This window comes from Streptomyces sp. NBC_00539, from assembly GCF_036346105.1.
Classification (GTDB): domain Bacteria; phylum Actinomycetota; class Actinomycetes; order Streptomycetales; family Streptomycetaceae; genus Streptomyces.
In genome coordinates, this window is the sequence record NZ_CP107811.1 from 6,893,360 (window position 1) to 6,914,973 (window position 21,614).

A 21,614-nucleotide genomic window follows, 5' to 3' on the forward strand; every position below is an offset into this window, starting at 1 on the left:
CGGGCTGGACGGGGAGCAGAGCCCAGAAGCACAGGTGCACACAGATGCCGACGGCATCGGCGTAAAGGCGGATTCACGGGACGAGCAGCCCGACGGGCAGGAGGGCTTCGATCGCGATCACCAGGGTCGACATGGGCCTGCCGGCGCGCAGCGCGTGCGGGGTTCCGCTGCCCAGGAGGCGGACGGGGCGCGTGGGGTAGAAGTACTCGCGACGGGGGAGGAGCGGGCGCGCGGCCGCTCCCGCCTCGATGCACTGCGCCACCCGCAGCCCGGAACGGATGTGCGGCGAACGTGCCTTGATCCATGCGCTGTTGACGTACATGTGGGGCCGCCGCCTCAACGAGATGTTCACCCTCTGGGGGCTGTTGTGGGGCGCCGGCTACGGCACAAGCGTTCCAAAGCCACAGAGCGTCACGTGACGACTCAGGGGGAGTCACATGACGCCCCTACCAGGTTTCACCATGGTCTTCACCAGGAGAGGGCTGATGTCGTTCAACAACCTCAGGTGGATGACCTAACCCCTGTGAAGGAGCTGGCAACCCAGGGCTCCCATGCGATGGCTCCCCTCTTCCGCCGGCCTCTATGAGCGTCACCTTGCGACTTGCGATCGCTGTCCCCGAAAGATTGGTGCCCGGAAGGATCCCACCTCCGGCGATACCTCACGCAAGAACAAACCCGGAAGCGAGCTCACCACCTCCATGCAGGGAGACGCCGTGCTCTCCAAAGGGGCGAAGATCGACGTCAGAGGCGGGCAAACCCGCCTCGCAAGCGCCGCACAATCCCTGCGCCGCACCTTCTCCGCCGCCCTTGCCCGCCACACCGGATCATCAAGGGTGAGGGCGTTGCGTTGCCTGTCTCTCGTCGCTCGAGGACTCGCGCCGCGAGGCCCGCCAACGGGCGGCCGGCGGTGTGGGGGTGGTAAGCCCGGGTGCCGTCAGCGGCCGGTGTACGGCAGCAGCGCATCTCGCGTGCGTTCTTGACGGCGGTGGCGAGGGCCCGCTGCTGCTGGGCCGTGACCCGGGTGACGCGTCGGCTGCGGATCTTTCCGCGGTCGGAGACGAACTTCCGCAGCAGGTCGGTGTCCTTGTAGTCGATGTAGGTGATCTTGGCCGCGTCGAGCGGGTTTGGCCGGGACTTCACGGGCTTGCCGGGGTGTGGGCGTCGGGCCATGGGGATGCTTCTCCTTGCAGGAACGATTCGGGTTCGGCCTCGTCGGGCCGTGATCAGGTGTGTGTGGGTGTCAGACGGCGTCGAGGAGGGAGTCGAAGGCGGCGGGCAGGTGCTTCCACGCTTCGCGCCCCGGCTCGTACTCCGCGTCCGTCAGCAGGCAGGAGTCGAGGAGTTGTTCCAGCCCGTCCCGGTCCAGGCCAGGGGAGGTGAAGACGAGGTGCTGACAGCAGTCGCCGTGGTCCGGGTGCCAGTCGAGCGCGGCGGCCGCCTGACGCATGGGCGGGACCATCTCCCAGGCCGCGGCGGGCAGTGACGCCAGCCACGGCCCGGCGCTCTCCACGCACAGAGCTCCGCCGGCCGCGTCCCAGGCGAGCAGCGTGTCGGGGCGGTCGGCGAGCCAGAACCGGCCGCGGCTGCGGGCGGCGGCGCAGCACAGGTCCTCAAGTGCCTGGTAGAGACGTTCCGGGTGGAACGGCCGTCGGCGGTGCCAGACGAACGTCGTGACGCCGGCCTCGTCGGCGTCCTGGGGCAGGAGCGCGCACGCGGGGTGCTGGGCGGCCGCGGCGGCCTCTACGTCGAAGCCGGCGAAGGCGGCCCTTGCGAGTTCGGTGGACGCGGCCGGGACCCGGCGCGCGGTGGGGTGCAGTTGCGCGAGGAGGGCGTGGTCCTCGTCGTCGGCCTCGTCGCTGTCGATGACGGCGAGGACGGGCGCGTACTCCAGCTGGCGGGCCCAGGTGTCTCCGACGGTCCGTTGGTCGGTGGGGGCTGCGGCGAGGCCGGCCTCGGCTAGGTCGTCGCCGTTGGCGAGGTAGGGCAGGACAAGCGCGGGGTCCACGGCAGTGATCACGCTTGTCAGGGCCATCCGGTCTCCGCCGTGCGCCGCGATCACCTCCGCCATGGCCTTCGGTTCGACCGAGTCCCACAGCTCGACCACGGCGAGCCGGGTCAGGCCGCTGTCCGCCATCCGCTCCAGTTCCGGGACCAGGTCCTCGCGCAGTGCGCAGCACGCGCAGTCGTTGACCAGGGGGGTCTCATCACGGGAGAGGGTGCCCGACGCGTCGCGGATCAGGCGGAGCACAGTGCCGTCGGGTGCTCCGGCCAGATCGTGGTGGAGCGCCACACTGCCCGGGACGGTCCGCAGGAAGCGCTCTACGACTTCCTTCCGTGCGTCGGCGTGGAGACCGGCGACGATCACGACGTGGAGCTGGTGGTCGTGGGTCATCAACGAGCTCCGTAGCGGCGCTCGAACTTCTCGACGCGGCCGGCCGTGTCGAGTACGCGAGCGGTGCCCGTGTAGAAGGGGTGGCTCCCGGAGGAGATCTCCACGTCGACGACCGGGTAGGTGTTGCCGTCCTCCCAGTCGACGGTCTTGTCGCTGGTCATCGTGGAGCGGGTGAGGAACGCGGTGCCAGAGGCGGTGTCGCGGAAGACGACGGGCGCGTAGGCGGGGTGGATTCCGGGCTTCATGACAGGCGGCCTTTCGAAGGGTTGGGGCGGGGTGTGCGGGGGATCAGCGCTCTTCGCGGAAGTCGACGTGCCGGCGTACGACGGGGTCGTACTTGTGCAGCACCAGCCGGTCGGGGTCGTTGCGCCGGTTCTTGCGGGTGACATAGGTGAACCCGGTGCCTGCCGTGGAACGGAGCTTGACGACCGGGCGGATCTCGTTGCGTGCCATGAGGCTAGTATATGACATTGGTTTTCATTACCAATACGCAGCCCATCAAGACGGTCACCAAGAAAGGCGGCACCTTCCATGTCAGCCCACTGCCAACTGACCGGCGCCAAGCCGGGCTTCGGCAATGCCATCTCCCACTCACACCGGCGCACCTCGCGCCGCTTCGACCCGAACATCCAGCGCAAGCGCTACTGGCTGGCGAGCGAGGGGCGCCACGTCCGCCTGACGCTGAGCGCCAAGGCGATCAAGACGGTGGACGCGATCGGCATCGAGGCCGCCGTGACCCGGATCCGCGCACGGGGAGGGAAGGTCTGATGGCGAAGAAGAGCAAGGTCGCGCAGAACGAGAAGCGCAAGGAGACCGTCGCCCGATACGTCGCCCGGCGGGCCGAACTCAAGGAGGCCATCCGCCGCCCGTCCGCCACCGCGGCCGAACGGGAGGCCGCCCTCGCGGAGCTCCGCCGGCAACCGCGCAACGCCAGCGCCACCCGCGTCCGCAACCGCGACAGCGTGGACGGTCGCCCCCGCGGCTACCTGCGCAAGTTCGGACTCTCCCGCGTACGAGCCCGGCAGCAGGCACATGCGGGGTTCTTGCCAGGAGTGACGAAGTCGTCCTGGTAGGCGACACCCGGACCACACGCCCGACCCGCTCGATCGACCACTACTCGCACACTGCCCCAGAATGGTTAGTGAGCATGATTACCATTAAGAGTTAGGGTGCGTCCCGTACGCGTGCGGCACCTCGACGGGCAAGCAAGGGGGGCCCGAAGGGGGCCGCACGCGTACGTCGCGAAAGCCGAGCCGTCACGGCGGAAAGCGGCTCGGCTTCCGAGACAGTCTCGCGACGCGCACGCCCGCCCGTGGGCCGGGTGCGACCCTGCGCCGTCCACGGTGAGCCGCGACTCCGATCCCCGCGCCGTCGCCACGTCCCGGCCGCCGGCGGTCACGTCACCCTCAACCGGTTTCGCGCCTCCCACGCGTCGGGCGCATCCAGCATGAACCCGCATCCACACCCCCGTGCACCCACAGAGGCAACCCCGACTCCGACGGCGAGCCGCTGCGCCACCCTGCGCGCTCCGGCCAGACGCGATGAGCTGTACGGCGATGTCCCGCTGGCAGGTGACCGTAATCGTCGGCTGAACGGCGCGGGCGGCGCCGTACGCGCGGACGGGCCCGGACCGATGCCTGCGGTCCGGGCCCGTCGTTCACGGAGCGGTCAGCTGATGGTGAGCGCGGTGTCGTCGATCACGAACGAGGTCTGGAGGCTGGAGTCCTCGGTTCCGGTGAACTTGATGGTCACCGACTGCCCCGCGTACGAGGACAGGTCGAAGGTCTTCTGCGCGTAGCCGGTGTTCTTGTTGAGGTTGGAGTAGGAGGTTAGGGTCGTGGAGTTGGCCTGCACCGTCAGCTTGTCGTAGGTGGTGGTGGTCGTCGTCTCCGCGGTGTCGATGTGCACGTAGTAGCTGAGGGTCGCGTGGCACCCCGCGGGAATGGTCACCGACTGGGACAGCGAGTCGGTGTGCGTGGAGCCGTAGCCGTCGAGCCAGGCCTTCCATGAGCCGGAGTGCGCCGCCTCCCCGCTGCCGTTGTCGACCACGCCCGCGGAGGCGGTCCACGGACTGGCGCTGCCGGTCTCGAAGCCCTGGTTGCCGAGGAGCTGTACCGGGGCGCAGTCTCCGCCCACCGGGGTGACGGTCCAGGTGAAGGAGGTGGTGCCGCTCGCGTTGGTGGTGTCCTTGGCGGTGACCGTCACGTTGTAGGTGCCGGCGGTGGTCGGCGTGCCACTGATCAGGCCGGTGGAGGCGTTGATCGACAGGCCGGGCGGGAGTCCGATGGCGCTGTACGTGAGGGTCTGCCCGCTCGCCGAGTCGGTGGCCTTGATCTGGAGGGAGGCGGCCGTGTTGACGGTGGTGGAGCGGCTGCCGGGGTTGGTCACCGTGACGGTGTTGCCTCCGGTGGAGCCGCCCGCGAAGGCGCCGGTGCCGTTGGGTGTGCCGAGGCCGGTCGGGCCGTCGTAGCCGGACTTGGCGGTGCACAGGTAGCTGCTGCCGCAGGAGCCGTTGGCGCCGCTGGTCACGTCGTTGAGTGCCGAGGTGTGGGCGTAGGGGTACGAGGACGGGTAGCTGCCGGCGACCGGGGTGCCCGCCAGGGCGTAGACGGAGGCGATGATCGGCGCCGAGGCGCTGGTGCCGCCGTAGACGTTCCAGCCGCTCGCCTGGTAGGTGTCGTAGACGGCCAGGCCGGTGGCCGGGTCGGCGACGGCCGAGACGTCGGAGACGGTGCGCTTGGCGCAGCCGCTGTCACTCTGCCAGGAGGGCTTGGTGGTGTAGGCCGAGCAGCCGGAACCGGCGCCGTTGCCGCCGGCGCTGGTGCCCCAGACCGATTCGGACCAGCCGCGGGTGGTGCCGCCCGCGCGGTTCAGCGAGGTGCCGCCGACTGAGGTGACGTACTGGGAGGCCGCCGGGTACTCGACGCCGTAGCCGCTGTCACCAGAGCTGACGGTGATCGCGACGCCGGGGTGGTTGAAGTACGGGGCGTCGGAGCTGGGGTCGGTGGAGTCCTCGCCGCCGCCGTAGCTGTTGGAGACGTACTTCGCCCCCATGGCCACCGCGCGGTTGACGGCGGCGCCCAGGTCCTCCATGGACGGCTGGTTCGCCTCGACGAGCAGGATGTGGCACTGGGGGCAGACGGCGCTGACCATGTCCACGTCGAGGGAGATCTCTCCCGCCCAACCGGAGTCGGCCTTCGGGTAGTTGGTGCGGCCGTTCTGGTCGAACTTCTTGAAGCAGCCGTTGGCCGTGGTACAGGCCGGCAGGCCGTACTGGGAGCGGTAGGTCGCCAGGTCGGACTCGGCGTTCGGGTCGTCGTACGCGTCGATGATGGCGACCGTCGCGCCGGCTCCGGCAGAGGCCGACAGCGCGTACGCGCTCTGCAGGTCAGCGGGGCCGTAGCCGGACGGAAGCAGGTTCGGCGCGAGGCGCAGTTGCTGCTTGACGTCGGTGCGGGCCAGCGCGTGGCAGGCCATGTAGCCGGCCTTCGTTGGCTCCGAGCAGAGCCGCTGGGAACCCGAATACGCTGATCAACAACGGCAGACGGAACTCTGCCCCACCCGACCGATCATGCCGCCCAAGGCCCCGACCGCGGTCCCGCAGGCAAGCGCCGACGGGATCGAGCGCATGGCACGGTCGGGCAGGGCATCGGGTCTGGTGCTCACGGACGGAACCTCTCTGGCACGGCGCGGAACCCGCGCGACTCGCGGGTAACCCTCTTGGCGCCCGCCCCGTAATTGCGGCTCTGGCGGCCCGTTCCCTGATACTCCGGGCTGGGGGGCGCCGTGCCAGAAACCCGGCTTTTTCTCGGCGGGAGCGGGTCAGGCCGTCCCGACGGAGTCGAGCCTGCCCGCCTTGGCGTCCTCTATGAGGGAACCGAATTGATCAGCGCTCATCTCCACACGCTGCCCGAAGTCGTCGGTCATCGCGACGCGGCGTTCCGCCGGGGCGGACTCGTCGACGAACAGCTGCAGGCAGCCGCAGTCGCACTTGCCGCAGAACGTGGCCACGGCTTCCAGGGAATTGGTGTCGGTCATCTCGGGCACCTTCCGTAGTCGCGTCCGCCCACGGAGGTGCACCGCCACCCGTATCCCGAACGTGGTGGGAATGCCCGTTCGGCGAGGCGGGCAAGCGCCGGCCGCGCACCGGATCGGAGCACGGCCGGCGGATGCTGTGCTCCCACTGCTCCCAGCCGCCGGGGAAGTGACGGAAACCAGAAGGCACATCGGTACGACTACCTGGGAGAGGCCGGTGATCCGGCAACTCGCACGGGTGAGACTCTCCGAACCGCCATCGCTCACCGGCCTGAAGAAGGAGAGTCGGCAGCGTTCGCCTCGATCGGTCTTTCGATCGCCACGTGGATGACGTCCCTAAACGCCGAACCGGGAGCTGGCATTGCCCGCGCCGACCGGTGGGGAATCTTCATTGGTGAATGGGCCCCCACCTTCCTCGGGCTCGGTCTCGCCCCTATCCCACTACGAGCAGTCGGACGGCACCCTCCTCGCCGGCGTCAGCGACGTCCGCCAGGAACGGGAGGCCATGTAGCACCCACGTCCCGCCCGATCCTTCCCACGGGCGGCTCGCCGCGCGCCGGAGTCAAGGCAGGTCGACCGGCGGCGGCCCGGGCTCCGGCTCGTACTCGTGCGGCCCGTCGCCCTGCCAGACGATCAACGGCGAATCGCCGAGGACCAACTCGTCCGGATCCGGTACCTCGATCAGCCGCAGGAACTCGATCACGTCCGCGTCGGAGTAAGCGATGCCGAGGATCGTGTCGGTACCGCGCACGTGGAAGCTGACCCGCCGGCCGCCCGACGGGGAGATCCGGTGCACGACGATCGGTGCGCGGCCCATGGGTCCAGCCTGCACGCGGCCGGTTGGTCCAGCACGCCGAGCGCCGCGTCCGGGCATCAGTACAGGCAGGGCCGACGATCCACGCCGAGCGCCCGAAGCGCCGCATCCAGGGTCAGCGGCTGCCGCCTGCCTTGTGCCGAGGGGGTGACTGGAGTTACCCCTCGTCCGGCGCGGCCGGAGACGGGTAGGCCAGCCAGCAGCACCAACCTTTCGTCATGGACCGAAGTGATGAGGCATGCTTGGGGGCATGACCAAATCGCATACGGACATGCTGACCTCCCGATCGCCGAGCCCCGGAGCGCCGGGCGACGGGGCGCCCCCGGAGGGCGCCGCCCCGGCCGCGCGCCTCGCGGCTCTGGCTGCGGCCCTGGCCGACGAGACCCGGGCCGCCATCTGCATGACGCTTCTGGAGGGGCGGGCCTGGACCGCGGGGGAGCTGGCCCGGATCACCTCGGTCGCGCCGTCCACCGTGAGCGGGCACCTGGCCCGCCTGACAGAGGCGGGCCTCTGCGTGACCGAGCGGCAGGGGCGGCACAGCTACGTGCGGGTCGCCGACGCCGCGACGGCCCGCCTGCTCGACGAGCTCGCCTCGTACGCGGTTCCGGACCGGGACGCGGCGCACGCGGTGCCTGTGGTCGCGGCGCCCGACCCGCTGGCCCGTGCCCGTACCTGCTACGACCACTTCGCGGGCCGCTTGGGAATGGCGGTGACGGACGCGATGGAGCGCCACGGGCTGCTTCGCACAGAGGGCGTTTTCGAGTTGACGGAGGCCGGTCGGCGATGGTGCGCCGAGGCGGGTGTGGGCCTCCTGGCCACGGGCCGACGGCCCACTGCGAGTTCCTGCCTGGACTGGACGGAGCGCCGTCGGCACCTGGGCGGCGTCGTCGGGGCTCGATTGTGTGCGCGGGCGTTGGACCGCGGATGGGTGGTGCGACCGGCCGGCGGCGGACGGACCCTGGAGGTGACCGCCGTCGGCGAACGGGCGCTGCTCGACCTGCTCGGAATCACTCCCGAGGACTGGAGCTGAACTCACGGGCCGGACGGGTGCAGCCAGCGAATCATTTCGGTAGACACCGAAGTATTTTGCGATAGGGTGAACCCATGACCATGACCCTCCTGCGCCCGAGCCGAATATCGCCCAGCGTCCTCACGGTCGGCGCCGTCACCTTCACGGTCTTCGCCTGGGCGTCCGCCTTCGTCTCCATCCGCAGCGCGAGCGCCGCCTACTCGCCTGGCGCCCTGGCACTCGGCCGCCTGATCACCGGTTCGGGGGTGCTCGCCGCCCTGTTGCTGATCCGTCGCCAGGGCTTGCCGCCCCGCAGGGCCTGGCGGGGCATCCTGATCTCCGGGGTGGTGTGGTTCTGCGGCTACACGGTCGCCCTCAACTGGGGGGAACGACTGGTCGACGCCGGTACGGCCGCCCTGCTCGTGAATACCGGCCCGATCCTGATGGCCCTGCTCGCCGCCCGTCTCCTGGGGGAGGCGCTGCCGCCGCGCCTGTTGTCCGGCATGGCCGTCTCGTTCGTCGGAGCGGTCGTCGTGGGCCTGTCCATGTCCTCCGGCGGTGGGTCGGCCTCGGTGCTCGGCGTGGTCCTGTGCCTGCTGGCGGCCGTGGCCTACGCGACCGGCGTCGTCTCGCAAAAGCCCGCGCTGTCCTTCGGTACGCCCCTGCAGATCACCGCCTACAGCTGCATGACGGGAGCGTTGGCCTGCCTGCCCTTCGCCGGGCAGCTGGCCACGGAACTGCCGAGGGCACCGATCTCCGCGACGCTGAACATGATCTACCTGGGTGTGGTTCCGACCGCCCTTGCGTTCATCACCTGGACCTACGCCCTGGCGCGCACCCCCGCCGGCAAGCTGGGCGCGACGACCTACGCCGTGCCCGCCATCGTGGTCCTGCTGAGCTGGGCCCTGCTGGGCGAGGTGCCCGGCTGGCTGACTTTGCTCGGCGGAGTGCTCTGCCTGGCCGGGGTCGCGGTCTCCCGCTACCGGCCCCGCACGGCCACCCCGTCGCAACCGGCCGCCCCCGCACCGGCCGGGCCTGACACGGGCGCCCGCCCCGGCAGTCCCTGCGCCCGTTCCTAACCCCTTTCCGCCACTCCGGGCGCTGGACGCAGGTAGCGGGAATCGGGGGGCGTGGCCCCGCGTTACCGCACCCATGGGCGATGAATCCGGACACGGCCGGGCGGCGCGCCGCCCGGCCACCGTCGCGGCGGTCCGCGCCCGCCTCGCGGCCGACCGCGCGGATAGCCTTGCGCAGGCGGCGGCACTGGGCCGGGACTTCGACGCGATCGTCGACGCGAACGCCCTGGTTGCGGTCGACGACGAGCATGACCCAGAGGGGGCCAGCACCGCCTTCGAGCGCGCCCATGTGGCCGCCCTGATGGCGCGGGCCCGCGAGCACCTCGAAGAACTGGACCGGGCAGTGGAACGCCTCGAACGAGGCGAGTACGGCCAGTGCGAGCACTGCGGCGAGGCGATTCCGCCCGAGCGCCTCGAAATCCGTCCAGCGGCCACCACCTGCGTTCGCTGCGCCCGTCATGGCAGCTAGGAAGTGACGAAGCACCTTCTGTCCGGCGTGTTCGACGAGGCCGACACCGCACGGGGCGCCGTCACCCCGTTGGGCGGTGTCATGCCTTTCCGCTGGTCTCGGTTCGGCTGTCGTGCCACCGCGCCATGAGGTGAGGGTCGAACTGCCCGATGGTCAGGCAGAAGCCGGGTCGCCAAGCACGCTGAAGGCGAGCACAACAACGGCTTGCTGCAGAACGACGCGACCGTGGTGCCCCGCGAATGGCACGGCCACCCCTGAGCCCCCGTTTAACGCTGGGACAGGCCTGCGCTCGTCGGCGCGGGGGAGACACCTCCGCGGGCATGCTTAGGACCGGCCAAGTGGGAAAGGCGCAGACCGCGGCGTAAAGGAGAGCAGCCGCACAGCCGACTCGACAGGGAAGTGCCATGAGCGACGAGCAGATGGCGGATGACGTGTACCAGCCCACCGGAACGAACGAGGAGCAGGAGGACGCGACCCCGCTGGACCTTCAGAACGCCATGGACGAGCGCTCGTACGACGACATGCTCGACGAGGGCTACTCACCCCCCGAGAAGCCGCTCGGCGTGACGAAATACGGTACGACCGCTGCCGAACAGCACGAGGGTGAATCCCTGGACGAGCGGCTGAGGCAAGAGATCCCCGATGCCGGCCAGGACCCCGGTGAGTACTCCGGGCCCCGGGCGGAACTGCCTGATCCCGAAACGGGCACCGCCCGCGCGGGCCGGTTGACCGCCCCGGACGAGGGCGCGCATCCCGACAGGACGAAGGAGCTCATCGCCGAGGACCACGGAATCGACTCGGGCGCCGCGAGCGCCGAGGAAGCCGCGGTCCACGTCATCGAGGGCGAGCCGGACGAGTCCTTGTAGGCGCGGGCGGATCCCCCGCTGGTCCTGCCCCACGTATGTCGACGTCGACATACGTGGGGCAGGACGGGAGGCACCCAGTGATGCGGGACTCCGTCCCACGGGGTGGCCGGTACCACCTGACCCGCCCGAGCCCCCCTACCGCCGGCGATCGGGGCGGCCGGGGGCGGTAGGGGGCCAAAGGGACCTCAGCCGGTAAGGGTGCGGGGCTTGATTGAGCGCCTCCTCAAGGAGATGTGCAGATGCGGAGCAAAGCCCCGCTGGGCGCAGCTGCATCCGGCTCTTTCCCGCTTTCCTCGAGCCGATCCGTACATGGTCCCTGAAAAACCACACACGGCTGATCTGCAAGTGTGCCCAGATTGCTGTCGTCTACCTCCGAGGCATCTCGACGCGAATTTCCCGACAGAATGTCCGTGAGTGTCCATTTTGAGGGTAGGGGCGGGTCACTACTCCCTCTCTGGAGGTCATCATGGCTTCAACGCACCGCGCTTCCATCGAGGACCACCCCGACCTGATGGATCTGCGTGCCCGGCACGACCGCGCGGCCGCCACACCGCGCGCCCAGATGATCGAGGCTCTGGCTCTCATGACCGGTCTCTACCTCGCCGCGTCTGCCTGGATCGTGGGCTTCAACGGCTTCACCACCCTCGCGGTCACCAATCTCATCGCCGGTATCGCCTACATGCTCCTGCTCGGCGCACTCGGCAATTCCTACGAACGCACCCACTCCATGGCCTGGGCGGCCGCGGCCCTCGGCATCTGGACCTGCATCGCGCCCTGGGTCGTCGCAGGCGATGTCGCCCGCACCCGGTCCATCACCAGTAACCTGATCGTCGGCGCCATCGCCACCCTCCTCGCCCTCGCCGCAGCCTCTGCCGCCCGCGACAACGACACCCGCCACGGCCCCGGCGCCCGCCGCCCCATGCCCGGAATGCACTGACGGCGGGGACCTGGCAACAGTGCCGAAGGCGTTCTGGCGCCCCCCTGGTGGCGGTCTACCGGCAGCGCCACAGCGCCTTCCATATCGAAGCGCAGGCCGAGTGCCCGATCCGGTCGGCGTCCGCGAAGGTCAGAGCCGTCAGCGCGCCGGTGAAGGGCGACGGCGCCCCTTTCGACGGGGTGGGGCCGCCCCCCCCGCCGGAAGCCGGGGTACCTTCCGCCTGTACAAGCCGGGAGCGGGCGCGACCCGACGCGGTACCGGGTCGCACCGGCGGGTTATGCCCGTGGGCCGTGCCAGTCCAGACATAGAACTGTGGCATCGTCTCGTGGAGGACGGCCGCCGCAGGCGTCGCTGACGGCGGCGACCAGAGTGCGTACGACTTCGCGCGGATGCTCTGTCGCGGTCTTGCGCAGGAGGCCGGGCAAGTCCACTGCTTGGGCCTCTCGTTCCTGCATGCCGTCGGTGTGCAGCAGGAGGCGGTCACCGGGGCGCAGGTCGAGGTTCTGCATCCGGTAGGCGCCTTGAAGGGCGACGCCGAACGGCATGTTCACGGTCAGGCGTAGTTCCTCCACGGTGCCGTCTCGCAGACGTAGGGGCCAGGGGTGGCCGGCGTTGACGAGCTGGGCTCCGGTTCCGTCCAGGGCGATGCGCAGGAGCTGGCCGGTGGCGAAGGTTTGCTGACCGTGGTCGAGGAGGGCCTGGTGGGTCTGGCGGGCTTGCTCGGCGAGGTCTTCGCCGGCGCGGCGGGCACCGCGCGAGGCATTGACCAGGAGGGTGGCCATGAGTGAGGCGTTGACATCGTGGCCCATGGCGTCGGTGACGGACAGGTGCAGGGTGTCGTTGTCGAGGCTGTAGTCGTAGGTGTCGCCGGCGATGGCGGAAGCCGGGACCAGGGCTCCGGCGAGGGTGAACTGGGGGGCTTCGCAGGAGGAGGCGGCGGGCAGGAGCTGGCGCTGGATTTCAGCGGCCAGGCTGACCGTGGTGGTCCGGTTGCCCCAGTAGTAGAGATCGGTGAAGCGGCGGTCGGTGACGATGATGTACGCCAGCGCGTGTGCGGCCTCCTCGACCTGTTCCAGCACGTCAGGCGTGACCTGGGTGAGGAAGAGTTCCAGGACGCCGATGGCGTCGCCGCGGTTGGTGACCGGGGCCAGCACCCGCCGGCCGTGGCCGGTGTCTGCCCCCAGTACGAGTTCCTGGGTGCGCAGGACGTCGTCGTAGGCGCCGCTTCCCGCGAGGGGAACCTGCTCGGCGCGCTCTTCCTGGCCGGCGGCCTCTGTGTCGTTGACGCGCAGCAGGCGCCGGCCCACAACATCGACGAACAGGAACGACACGTACCGCGCGCCGAACCGGTCGCGCAGATTCTGTGCCACGACATCAAGGGAGTCCACCGGCGCGGCAGCCTCCGCCGCAGCCAGCACCTCAGCCAGTCCCATCCGGTCATGCCCCACGTCAGCCTCCAGGCGTTGCGGACTCACATTCCCGCGAAAACGGGATTTAGCACGCCGAGAATTACAGACCGGCCGGGGCGGCGAGGGCATCCTGCGAACGGCACTGCGCCGCGCCCTAGACGCTCAGGGTTTCCCACAGCCAATCGCAGCGGTTCTCTGCCGTACTTCCGGGTGCCTACGGCTACCAAGAAGTGTCCCTCACCCGGGAGCACGTCGGTTCCTAGCGGGCGACGGCCCGCATGGCCGGTGTCGCCCGCGGCCCCGAGGGCGAGGCGGGCCTGCGCGAGCGGCTGAAAGCCGGGCTGGGGGAGAACACCACCTTGCAGCAGGGCCCGCCCTCCGAGCTCGCGGGCCGCATGGTCGGCCAGGCCCTGCGCGCCCTGACGACCCCGCCCCGGTCCCCGACGGCCCCCGCGCAGCTGCCACCGCCGCCTGCTCCCGCTCCACCACCACGACCGGTGCCGCCCCCCGGGGCAGGCCGCGCCGGCGAACCCCGCGATGCCCGCGCACCGGCAGCAGGCAGCGCCCGCCAAGGGCACGAGGCACGCCCCCGGTGACGACCGGGGCATCGGCACCCGTACTCGGCCGCCGTATCGCCTTCGACATGGCGACCTCCGCCGAGCCGTTGTGGACCTCCTCCCTGGTCATCTTCGGCTCCCAGCCCGCGTTCTTCCACGCCATCGACCCCCGCGAGCGCGCTCGCCCCGTACGCGGGCGCCGAGCCGGTGGTGCTGCCGCCTTCGCTGGGCCGCTGGACCGACCTGTGGGATGCGATGGACCTGCTGGCGTTCGTCACCTCCGGGATGTGCCGCCTCCACGACGGCACTACGCCCGTGGACGTCCCCTTCCCCGCCCCGGCGAGCGGTGTGGGCTGGGGGCGGACACATTCGGCGTACCGGGAGCTGCCGCTGGTCGCCACGGAGATGGGCAAGGCCATGGCGGCGGCACTGCGCTGACCGGAGGCAGCGCGGCGGCCGCGCCCCATCGCTGACCGGTGGCCACATAGGTGATGACCACCGACGCGTAGGGGGTGGGCGCCGGGTCATGGTGGCTGCATGAGCGGTGACTTGGATCGCACGGAGATCGTGCTGTGGGTGCGGGGCGGCGGCGGGCGGTGGTCGGGCCGGACCGTGTGGGTGGTGGTGGTCGACGGGGAGGCGTACGTGCGTTCCGCGTTCGGGCGGCGCAGTGCCTGGTACCGGAGGGTGCTGCGGCGGGCGGACACGGAGGTGGAGGTGGTGGCCGGGGTCCGGCTGGGGGTGGTGCTGCGGCCGGTGGCGGAGCCCGCTCTCGTCGAGCGGGTGTCCGCCGCGTACCGGGCCAAGTACGGGCTGTACTGGCCCGGTCCGGTGGAGTCGATGAACGGGGAGGAGGCGGCGGCCGCCACCCTTCGGCTAACGGATGTCGGGGAGGTCGCGCAGCTGTCGGCGTGAGGTGAGTCCGAGTTTGCGGAAGATGTTGCGCAGGTGCGCGTCGACCGTCCGGGGGCTGAGGAAGAGTTTGGCCGCCACCTCCTTGGAGGTGGCGCCGTCGGCCACCAGGCGGGCGATGTGCAGCTCTTGGAGGGTGAGTTGGTCCGAGGCCTTCGAGGTGCGGCTGCGTGCCTGCTCTCCGGTGGCGCGCAGTTCCCCGGCGGCGCGTTCGGCGAACGCCTCGGCGCCGAGGTCGGACAGTGGTTCGTGCGCGCGGCGCAGTGCGGTGCGGGCTTCGCGGCGCCGGCCCTGGCGGCGCAGCCACTCCCCGTACAGCAGGTGGGCCCTGGCGCGGTAGACGGCCAGGGTGCCGTCTTCGAGGAGGGCGATCGCCTCCTGGTAGGCGTCCTCGTCCTCGGTCACCAGAGCGCGGGCGTATGCCTCGACGCCGAGGCCCCACGCGTGGCCGCCGGCGCCGGTGCGGGCCTGGAGCAGGGCCAGGGCCTCGGCGGCGGTCGCGCGCTCGCCGCACCGTACGGCCGCTTCGACGAGTTCGGGGAGGGCGAGGCCTGCGGTGCCGACGGCGCCGTACTCGACGGCCCGGCGAGCGGCTTCCAGCGCGGCCGGGTAGTCGGCGAGGCCGTTGCCGAGGACGGCCGTCGCCCACTGCACGCTCAGGCTCATCCGCTGGTCCACGGAGGCGAACAGTTCGAGTGCTTGCGCGCGTCGTCCGCGCAGCGCGGCCAGGTGCAGGCGCGGGTAGACGAGGGGGGCGGCGCCGGTGGCGTCGGCCAACGCCTCCTCCTCGGAGATCAGCTCCGTCGCGGTGCCGAAGTCGCCCGTGTGGACGGTCGTGGTGGCCTGCATGGCCAGGCCGATGGGCAGGGCGTGGAAGGAGCCGGTCCGGCGGCCGGCGGCGACGGTGCGGACGGCGATGCCGTGCATGGAGTCGAAGTTCCAGAACTCGGCGGCCAGCAGGTAGCCGAGCGAGGGACGGGCGGCCCAGACCTCGTCGTCGGGATCGGCGACGACGGGGCCGAGGACCGCTCCGGCCGCCCGGTGCCCCTCGTCGGCGACCAGTGCGGTCACACCGGACAGGAGCCTCGTCGCGGCGGTCGCGGGACCGTCCGTCGGCGGGGCGTTCCGGGCGGCCTCCACCACGTGGTCGAGGCCGCCGAGGAGCACGCCCATCTCGACGGCGTCCAGGTAGCACTCCCGGGACCGGTCGGGGTCGGTGGCCGCCAGCCGGGCGGCGGCGCGCAGGAGGTGGGCGGTGGGGCCCTCGTCGCCGCGGCGGCGGACGAAGGACAGTTTGCCGCGCAGCAGGTCGGCCCGCGCTGCCCGGCCCGGATCGTCGCCGGGCACGGTGGTGAGCAGGTCCGCCGCGGTGTCGAAGTCGCCGACGGAGAGCTTGGCCTGGACGGCGGCGAGGACCCGTTCGGCGCGTCGGGCCGGGTCGGCCGTGAGGGCCGCCGCGCGTTCGAGGAAGGCCGCCGCGGCCGCGATGCCGCCGCGTTCCTGGGCGCGGGTGGCCGAGGCTTCGAGCGCGGCGGCCACCTGGTCGTCGGGACCGGCGCTGGCCTGGGCGCGGTGCCAGGCCCGCCGGTCGGGGTCGGCGACCGGGTCGGTGGCGGCGGCCAGCGCCTCGTGCGCGCGGCGCCGGTCCTGCGGTGTGGCGGCCCGGTAGGCGGCGGAGCGGGCGAGGGGGTGGCTGAAGCGGATGCGGGTGCCGAACTCGATGAGCGGGACGGAGCCGGCCACGGCCGGCGCGTCGATGCCGAGGAGTTCGGCCGCGCGCCACAGCAGCCCGGGGTCCCCGATCGGGTCGGCGGCGGCGACGGTCACCAGCAGCCGGGCGGGCGGGTCGAGGAGTTCCAGGCGGGAGCGAAAGCTCTGCTCGATGACGGCAGGTACGGAGTCGGGCTGGGCGAATCCGCCCGCCATCCCGGCGAGTCCGGCGGTCCTGGGCAGCTCGACCAGCGCGAGGGGGTTGCCGCGCGCCTCGGCGAGGATCCGGTCGCGGACCCGCTCGTCCAGGGGTGCGCGGACGGCCGTGCCCAGCAGCGCGCGGGCGTCGGACTCGCCGAGGCCGTGAAGGGAGTGGGCAGGCAGCCGGGCCAGTTCCGGCAGGCCGCTCTCCTCGCGGGCGGCGAAGACGAGAGCGATCGGCTCGGCCGCGATGCGGCGGGCCAGGAAGGCCAGCGCCTTGGCGGACGCCTGGTCCAGCCACTGGGCGTCGTCGACGAGGCACACGAGCGGGCGTTCGGCCGCGGTCTCCGTGAGCAGGCCCAGGGCGCCGACACCGACGAGGAAGGGATCGGGGACGCCGGTGTCGAGGCCGAAGGCGACCTGGAGCGCGGCGCGGTGCGGTGCGGGGAGCTCCGCCAGGCGGCTGGTGACCGGCGCCAGCAGCTGGTGCAGCGCGGCGAACGGCAGTTCCATCTCGAACTCCGCGCCGGACGCCCGCATGACGAGCAGTCCGCTCGCGGCGCGGTGCAGGTGGTCCAGCAGCGCGCTCTTGCCGATGCCCGGCTCGCCGCGCAGGACGAGGGCACCGCCCCGGCCCTTGCGGGCCGCGTCGAGCAGGGCGTCGAGCCGGCGTATCTCGTCCTGACGGCCGATCAGCACGCTGGCGCCGGCGCCGGCGCCGGAGTTCGTGTCGGCGGCCGTGACCGTTTGCGTAGCCGTACGCGGGTCCGCAGGCGGGTCCATACGCGGGTCTGTACGCGCGTCCGTGTTCGTGTTCATTGCGGGCATGATCGTCAACCTATGCGGGGGCGCCCCCCGGGGAAATGGGGGAACGCCACCCTCCGCTCCCGTCGTCGCACCCGGGGTGCCGAGCCCTTCGCGGACGGCACCTACCGAGTCCCGCGCTACGTATAGGTGATGACTACCGACGCGAGCGAGGTGCGCCCGCCGCGAAGGTGGAGCCATGAACCGCACCGCATCACCCCAGGCCGGCACCCACCCGGCACCGCGGACCGACCCAGGCTGGACACCGCTGGCGGTCCTGGCCACGGCCCAGTTCCTGGTGGTACTGAGCACCTCGATCGTGAACGTCGCCCTCCCCGAGATCCGGGCCGGCCTCGGACTGTCGGACGCGGGCCAGGCCTGGACGGTCAACGCCTACGTCCTGGCGTTCGGCGCGCTGCTCCTGGCGGGCGGCCGCGCGGGGGACGCGTACGGGCTACGCCGGGTGTTCCTCGCCGGTATCGGGCTGTTCGCCGCCTCTTCCCTCGGGGCGGCGCTGGCGCCCTCGGCGGCCGTGCTGATCGTCTGCCGGGCGGTGCAGGGCATCGGGGCCGCGCTGATGGCGCCCACGGCACTGGCGCTCGTCCTGACGCTCCATCCCGCCGGCCGGGCGCGGGGCACCGCGCTCGGGGTGTGGGGCGCGGTCTCCGGGGCCGGCGGTGCGGCGGGCGTCCTGCTCGGCGGGGTGCTGACCGGTTCGTACGGGTGGCGTGCGGTGTTCGCGGTGATGGTGCCCCTTGCCCTGGCCGTGCTGGTGGCGACCCGGCTGCTGGTCGGGGCCGACCGGCCGCGTGGCGGGAGCATGGACGCACCGGGCGCAGTGACGGTGACGGCCGGTCTGGTCGCGCTCACCTACGGACTGTCGGGCCCCTGGGTGATCGCCCTGCTCGGGCTGGCGCTGCTCGGAGTGTTCGTGGTGCTCCAGCGCCGGTCCGCCGATCCCCTGCTGCCGGCCCGCATGAAGGCGGTGGCGGTGCCGGGGCTGCTGATGGCCCTGCTGGGCGCGGTCTGGCTCGGCCTGTTCTACTTCCTCCCCCTCTACCAGCAGCGCGTCCTCGGCTACTCGCCGCTGGAGGCGGGACTGACCCAGCTACCCCTCGCCCTGATGATCAGCCTGTCCTCGTGGGTCACCGGCAGGATCTCGGTCCGGCTCTCCGACCGGCTCGCGGGCCGCCTCGTGCTCCCCGGGGGACTGCTGGTTCTCACGGCCGGACTGGCCTGGCTGTCGCGGACCCCGGACGACGGCAGCTTCCCGGTGGACCTGCTCGGCCCCACGCTCCTGATCGGCACCGGGCTCGGGGTGGCGTTCGTACGGCTCACCGCGATGTCCTCGGCGGGGGTCGCCCCGTCGGACAACGGCCTGGCCGGCGGGTTGGCCAACGCCACCCGGCAAATCGGCGGCGCCGTGGGCCTGTCCTTCCTGACCTTGCTCCCCTCCCACGGCGCGGCCTTCCTGGCCTGCGCCGCCCTGACCCTCCTGATCTCCCTCGTCTCCCTCCTCTCCGCCCTCCCGGCGCCCTCGACCCGAAAGGCCTGACCGACCATGAGCCTGCACGCGAACCTCGACAAGCCCTACCTCAGCGGCCACTTCTGCCCCGTCACCGACGAGATCACCGGCCACGACCTGAAGGTACGCGGCACCCTCCCGCCCGAGCTGAACGGCCGCTACTTCCGCAACGGCCACAACCCCAAGTCGGGCATCACACCCAGCCACTGGTTCCGGGGCGAGGGCATGCTCCACGGCATCCGCCTCAAGGACGGCCGGGCCGAGTGGTACCGCAACCGGTGGGTGCGCACCCCCTTCCTGGACGGCGTGCCCTTCACCGGGACCGAGCTCGACGTCAGCGCCGCCGCCACCAACATCATCTTCCACGGGGGCCGCTACCTGGCCCTGCAGGAGGCCAACCTGCCCTACGAGGTCAGCGCCGAGCTCGACACGATCGGCGTCCACGACTTCGGCGGGAAGCTCACCGGCGCGATGACCGCCCACCCCAAGGAGGACCCGGTCACCGGCGAGCTGCACTTCTTCGGCTACGGCCCCTTCCCGCCCCACCTGACCTACTACGTGGCCGACGCCTCCGGCGCGGTCGTCCGCTCGCAGGTCGTCGAGGGCGCCGGCCCCTCCCTGATGCACGACTTCGCCATCACCCGCGAACACGTCGTCTTCATCGACTCGCCGGTCGTCTTCGACCACGCCGAGCACTCCGGCATCCCCTACCGCTGGCACGACGACGTCCCGCTGCGCCTTGGTGTCATACCGCGCCCCGGGGGCCCGGCCCGCTGGTTCGAGGTGCCCGACCAGGCCGCGCTGCTGCACGTCGCCAACGCCTACACCGACGCGCAGGGCCGGATCGTGCTCGAAGCGCCGTCCTTCGACCGCTCGGCGTGGGAGAGCTCCTGGAAGTGGTGGGTCGGCGCGCCCGGCTTCGGCGCCGCCCCGGCCACCGGTTCGACGTTCAACCGGTGGGTCGTCGACCCGGCGAGCGGGAAGGTCACGTGCGAGCCGCTGAACGGCCTGGTCACCGAGTTCCCGTCGATCAACGACGCCCACACCGGTGCCGACTACCGCTACAGCTACGCCATCGCCTTCCCCGGGGCGGGCCTGTCGGGCTACCACACCGTCAAGTTCGACACCCGGACCGGCCGGGAGAAGCTGCTGGCGCACGGCGAGGGCCGGATGCCGGGCGAGGCGGTCTTCGCACCGGCCGCCGGGGGCACCGCGGAGGACGACGGCTACCTGCTGACCATCGTCAGCGACCTGAAGGCCGACGCGTCGGAGCTGCTGGTCCTGGACGCCGGCGACCTCAGCACCGTCGCCGCCGTCGAACTCCCCCGGAGGGTCCCGGCCGGCATCCACGGCCACTGGATCCCCGACACCGACCAGCCCGCCTGACCGGCTGCCCGCCCCCCAGCCGCCCGGACCGCCGCCGCTTCCCCCGCAGCGGCGGCCCGGGCCCTCACACCACACCCACAGGCACACGCACGCCGAGGAGTCGTCATGACCTACCCCACCACCATCGACGAGAACGCGCCCGTCATCGCCGACCACACCATCCGGATCGCCGCCCCCCTCGCCCGGGTCTGGGAGCTGCACACCCGGATCGGTCTCTGGCCCGAGTGGCACCCCGCCATCTCCGAGGCCCGGCTCGACGGCCCCGTCGCCCCCGGCACCACCTTCCACTGGGCGACGGCGGGGCTCTCCATCGACTCCACCGTCTACGAGGTCGACGAGGCCCGGCACCGCATCCTGTGGGGCGGCCCTGCGCACGGCATCACCGGCGTGCACGAGTGGACGTTCACCGAAGACGACGGCACGACCGTGGTCCGCACGCGGGAGTCCTGGGCGGGCGCCCCGGTCGAGGCCGACAGGGACAACCTCGCTGCCGCGCTCGATGACTCGCTCAGCTCCTGGCTGGACGCCCTGAAAAAGGCCGCGGAATAGGCGCCCCCGACGGACGGCGGGCCGGGACGGCTCGACGGCGGATCCCGCCGCCGGGCCGTCCCGGCCGTACGGCAGGGTGGGGGCAGGTCCACGTACGAGACGATGCCTTTCCTGGAGACCGAGCGGCTGGTACTGAGGCATGTCTTCGGGTCGTACGCGCGAGGTGCGCTGGAGTCGATCGGCATCCGCATAACCGCGCTCACGGCCATCCTCCCTCATCAACCCTCCGAGGCTCCGATTGTGGTCCAGGGTCACGGGGCCTGCAGACGGTTATGACAAGATCAGCCGGCCTTGGCCGACTCCTCGGCTCGGGCTCGGGTGCTGGCGAGGCGGTAGGAGTCGGTGCCGGTCTCGATGATGGTGCCGTTGAAGGTGAGGCGGTCGACGATGGCCGCGCAGAGGCGGGGCGTGCCGCTGCCCGAACCGCTGGCCACACTTCTCGTCGCGCTACCCAAGCAGCTGACCGCCACGGCCGCGGACACGCCGTTGGCCGCGCTGCGCGCCGCCGGTGTGCTGGAACGGGTCGCCGCCCGGATGGGCCGGGAGACCGCCGGGGCGCTGTGCGGCGACGGCATCTCCGCCGAAGCGGTGGCCACCGCGCTCGGGACCACCCCCTCCAAGGCCCTGGTCCTGCTTCTGACCGCCCAGGACGGGTAACGCCACGCACCCCCAGCGTCCACCTTGCCGGCTTTTGGTTTTGCCGGAGCGGATCGCAGTCCGCGGGCTGGGCGATGCCGTGGTGACGCTACGCCAGATGACGGTCCAGGAGTTCCGGTTGAGCCAGCAGCCGGCCACCGCGCCCGTGCCCGAACGACTGCCCCTCGACGAGCACCTCGCCGCGTCCGTCCTTGCGTACGCGGCCGAGCAGCGGGCGCAGGTCGTGTCCTCGCCTCGGTGCGGGAGGACATCGCCGCTCACGGCTATCCCGCCCCGGAGACCGGCGTCCTGGGGGAGACCGCCCGC

23 protein-coding genes and 3 pseudogenes are annotated in these 21,614 nt (G+C 71.6%); 15 read left to right on the forward strand and 11 right to left on the reverse strand.

Annotation, left to right across the window (positions count from 1 at the left end):
- Positions 1-73: 73 nt before the first annotated feature.
- The 5 genes and pseudogenes from OG861_RS31430 to rpmG all read right to left on the reverse strand — a co-directional run bounded on the left by OG861_RS31430 (position 74) and on the right by rpmG (position 2,845).
- Positions 74-322: a hypothetical protein gene (locus OG861_RS31430; RefSeq protein WP_329191708.1), complete on the reverse strand. Its 249-nt coding sequence runs from the start codon at positions 320-322 to the stop codon at positions 74-76.
- Positions 323-934: 612 nt separating this feature from the next.
- Positions 935-1,170 (reverse strand): annotated as a pseudogene (rpsR, locus tag OG861_RS31435) (30S ribosomal protein S18).
- A 70-nt stretch (positions 1,171-1,240) separates the two neighbouring features.
- On the reverse strand, positions 1,241-2,392 hold the full coding sequence (locus OG861_RS31440; RefSeq protein WP_330261929.1) for a CobW family GTP-binding protein: 1,152 nt from the start codon (positions 2,390-2,392) through the stop codon (positions 1,241-1,243).
- On the reverse strand, positions 2,392-2,637 hold the full coding sequence (locus OG861_RS31445) for a type B 50S ribosomal protein L31 (protein WP_329191705.1): 246 nt from the start codon (positions 2,635-2,637) through the stop codon (positions 2,392-2,394). Before OG861_RS31445 ends, OG861_RS31440 begins: the two co-directional genes overlap by 1 nt.
- A gap of 43 nt (positions 2,638-2,680) precedes the next feature.
- Entirely contained in the window at positions 2,681-2,845 is a 165-nt protein-coding gene (rpmG, locus tag OG861_RS31450) for a 50S ribosomal protein L33 (RefSeq protein ID WP_329191703.1), read from the reverse strand.
- A gap of 78 nt (positions 2,846-2,923) precedes the next feature.
- On the opposite strand from rpmG, the gene rpmB reads away from it, so the two are divergent.
- Positions 2,924-3,160: a 50S ribosomal protein L28 gene (rpmB, locus tag OG861_RS31455; protein ID WP_329191701.1), complete on the forward strand. Its 237-nt coding sequence runs from the start codon at positions 2,924-2,926 to the stop codon at positions 3,158-3,160.
- Positions 3,160-3,465, forward strand: a complete 306-nt coding sequence (rpsN, locus tag OG861_RS31460; protein WP_329191699.1) for a 30S ribosomal protein S14 — start codon at positions 3,160-3,162, stop codon at positions 3,463-3,465. The genes rpmB and rpsN overlap by 1 nt, the downstream gene beginning before the upstream one ends.
- A 595-nt stretch (positions 3,466-4,060) precedes the next feature.
- On the opposite strand, the gene OG861_RS31465 is transcribed toward rpsN, so the two are convergent.
- Positions 4,061-5,869, reverse strand: a complete 1,809-nt coding sequence (locus OG861_RS31465; protein ID WP_330261930.1) for a putative Ig domain-containing protein — start codon at positions 5,867-5,869, stop codon at positions 4,061-4,063.
- A gap of 345 nt (positions 5,870-6,214) precedes the next feature.
- Positions 6,215-6,430 carry a hypothetical protein gene (locus OG861_RS31470; protein WP_329191697.1) on the reverse strand — a complete coding sequence of 72 codons (216 nt, stop codon included), beginning with the start codon at positions 6,428-6,430 and terminating at the stop codon, positions 6,215-6,217.
- Positions 6,431-6,685: 255 nt separating this feature from the next.
- Here OG861_RS31470 and OG861_RS31475 point away from each other — a divergent pair.
- Positions 6,686-6,938: pseudogene (locus OG861_RS31475) on the forward strand (hypothetical protein).
- Positions 6,939-6,989: 51 nt separating this feature from the next.
- Here OG861_RS31475 and OG861_RS31480 read toward each other — a convergent pair.
- Complete coding sequence (locus OG861_RS31480) at positions 6,990-7,244, reverse strand: hypothetical protein (RefSeq protein ID WP_329191696.1); 255 nt, start codon at positions 7,242-7,244, stop codon at positions 6,990-6,992.
- Positions 7,245-7,491: 247 nt separating this feature from the next.
- On the opposite strand from OG861_RS31480, the gene OG861_RS31485 reads away from it, so the two are divergent.
- From OG861_RS31485 to OG861_RS31505, 5 genes are all read left to right on the forward strand, one after another.
- Positions 7,492-8,271, forward strand: coding sequence for an ArsR/SmtB family transcription factor (locus tag OG861_RS31485; protein ID WP_329191694.1), 780 nt, complete (start codon positions 7,492-7,494; stop codon positions 8,269-8,271).
- Between the two features lie 80 nt (positions 8,272-8,351).
- Positions 8,352-9,329 (forward strand): DMT family transporter, encoded by a 978-nt coding sequence (locus tag OG861_RS31490; RefSeq protein ID WP_443056740.1) that lies wholly within the window; start codon positions 8,352-8,354, stop codon positions 9,327-9,329.
- 73 nt (positions 9,330-9,402) lie between these two features.
- Entirely contained in the window at positions 9,403-9,795 is a 393-nt protein-coding gene (locus tag OG861_RS31495; protein WP_329191690.1) for a TraR/DksA family transcriptional regulator, read from the forward strand.
- 404 nt (positions 9,796-10,199) lie between these two features.
- A complete protein-coding gene (locus OG861_RS31500) occupies positions 10,200-10,661 on the forward strand; it encodes a DUF5709 domain-containing protein (protein WP_329191688.1) in 462 nt (153 codons plus the stop codon).
- Between the two features lie 466 nt (positions 10,662-11,127).
- Complete coding sequence (locus tag OG861_RS31505; RefSeq protein WP_329191686.1) at positions 11,128-11,598, forward strand: SPW repeat protein; 471 nt, start codon at positions 11,128-11,130, stop codon at positions 11,596-11,598.
- A 275-nt stretch (positions 11,599-11,873) separates the two neighbouring features.
- Here the strand turns inward: OG861_RS31505 and OG861_RS31510 are convergent, their stop codons facing one another.
- Entirely contained in the window at positions 11,874-13,031 is a 1,158-nt protein-coding gene (locus OG861_RS31510; RefSeq protein ID WP_443056390.1) for a PP2C family protein-serine/threonine phosphatase, read from the reverse strand.
- Positions 13,032-13,285: 254 nt separating this feature from the next.
- Here OG861_RS31510 and OG861_RS31515 point away from each other — a divergent pair, with 254 nt between their 5' ends.
- From OG861_RS31515 to OG861_RS31525, 3 genes are all read left to right on the forward strand, one after another.
- Positions 13,286-13,603, forward strand: coding sequence for a hypothetical protein (locus OG861_RS31515; RefSeq protein ID WP_329191682.1), 318 nt, complete (start codon positions 13,286-13,288; stop codon positions 13,601-13,603).
- Positions 13,604-13,771: 168 nt separating this feature from the next.
- The gene (locus OG861_RS31520; protein WP_329191680.1) at positions 13,772-14,002 is read left to right on the forward strand and encodes a hypothetical protein; all 231 of its coding nucleotides are present in this window, start codon (positions 13,772-13,774) and stop codon (positions 14,000-14,002) included.
- A 99-nt stretch (positions 14,003-14,101) separates the two neighbouring features.
- Entirely contained in the window at positions 14,102-14,479 is a 378-nt protein-coding gene (locus OG861_RS31525) for a DUF2255 family protein (RefSeq protein ID WP_329191678.1), read from the forward strand.
- Here the strand turns inward: OG861_RS31525 and OG861_RS31530 are convergent.
- Entirely contained in the window at positions 14,441-17,170 is a 2,730-nt protein-coding gene (locus OG861_RS31530) for an ATP-binding protein (RefSeq protein ID WP_329191676.1), read from the reverse strand. The two genes, OG861_RS31525 and OG861_RS31530, sit on opposite strands and share 39 nt — an antisense overlap.
- 220 nt (positions 17,171-17,390) lie before the next feature.
- Between OG861_RS31530 and OG861_RS31535 the strand changes: the two genes are divergently transcribed.
- From OG861_RS31535 to OG861_RS31545, 3 genes are all read left to right on the forward strand, one after another.
- Entirely contained in the window at positions 17,391-18,746 is a 1,356-nt protein-coding gene (locus tag OG861_RS31535) for an MFS transporter (protein ID WP_329191675.1), read from the forward strand.
- Between the two features lie 6 nt (positions 18,747-18,752).
- Positions 18,753-20,102 carry a carotenoid oxygenase family protein gene (locus OG861_RS31540; protein ID WP_329191674.1) on the forward strand — a complete coding sequence of 450 codons (1,350 nt, stop codon included), beginning with the start codon at positions 18,753-18,755 and terminating at the stop codon, positions 20,100-20,102.
- 105 nt (positions 20,103-20,207) lie between these two features.
- Positions 20,208-20,651 carry an SRPBCC family protein gene (locus OG861_RS31545; RefSeq protein ID WP_329191672.1) on the forward strand — a complete coding sequence of 148 codons (444 nt, stop codon included), beginning with the start codon at positions 20,208-20,210 and terminating at the stop codon, positions 20,649-20,651.
- A 281-nt stretch (positions 20,652-20,932) separates the two neighbouring features.
- Here OG861_RS31545 and OG861_RS31550 read toward each other — a convergent pair.
- Positions 20,933-21,058, reverse strand: a pseudogene (locus OG861_RS31550) (IS21-like element helper ATPase IstB); the annotation flags it as partial.
- A gap of 1 nt (position 21,059) precedes the next feature.
- On the opposite strand from OG861_RS31550, the gene OG861_RS31555 reads away from it, so the two are divergent.
- Positions 21,060-21,308, forward strand: a complete 249-nt coding sequence (locus OG861_RS31555; protein WP_330261931.1) for a hypothetical protein — start codon at positions 21,060-21,062, stop codon at positions 21,306-21,308.
- Positions 21,309-21,614: the final 306 nt, after the last annotated feature.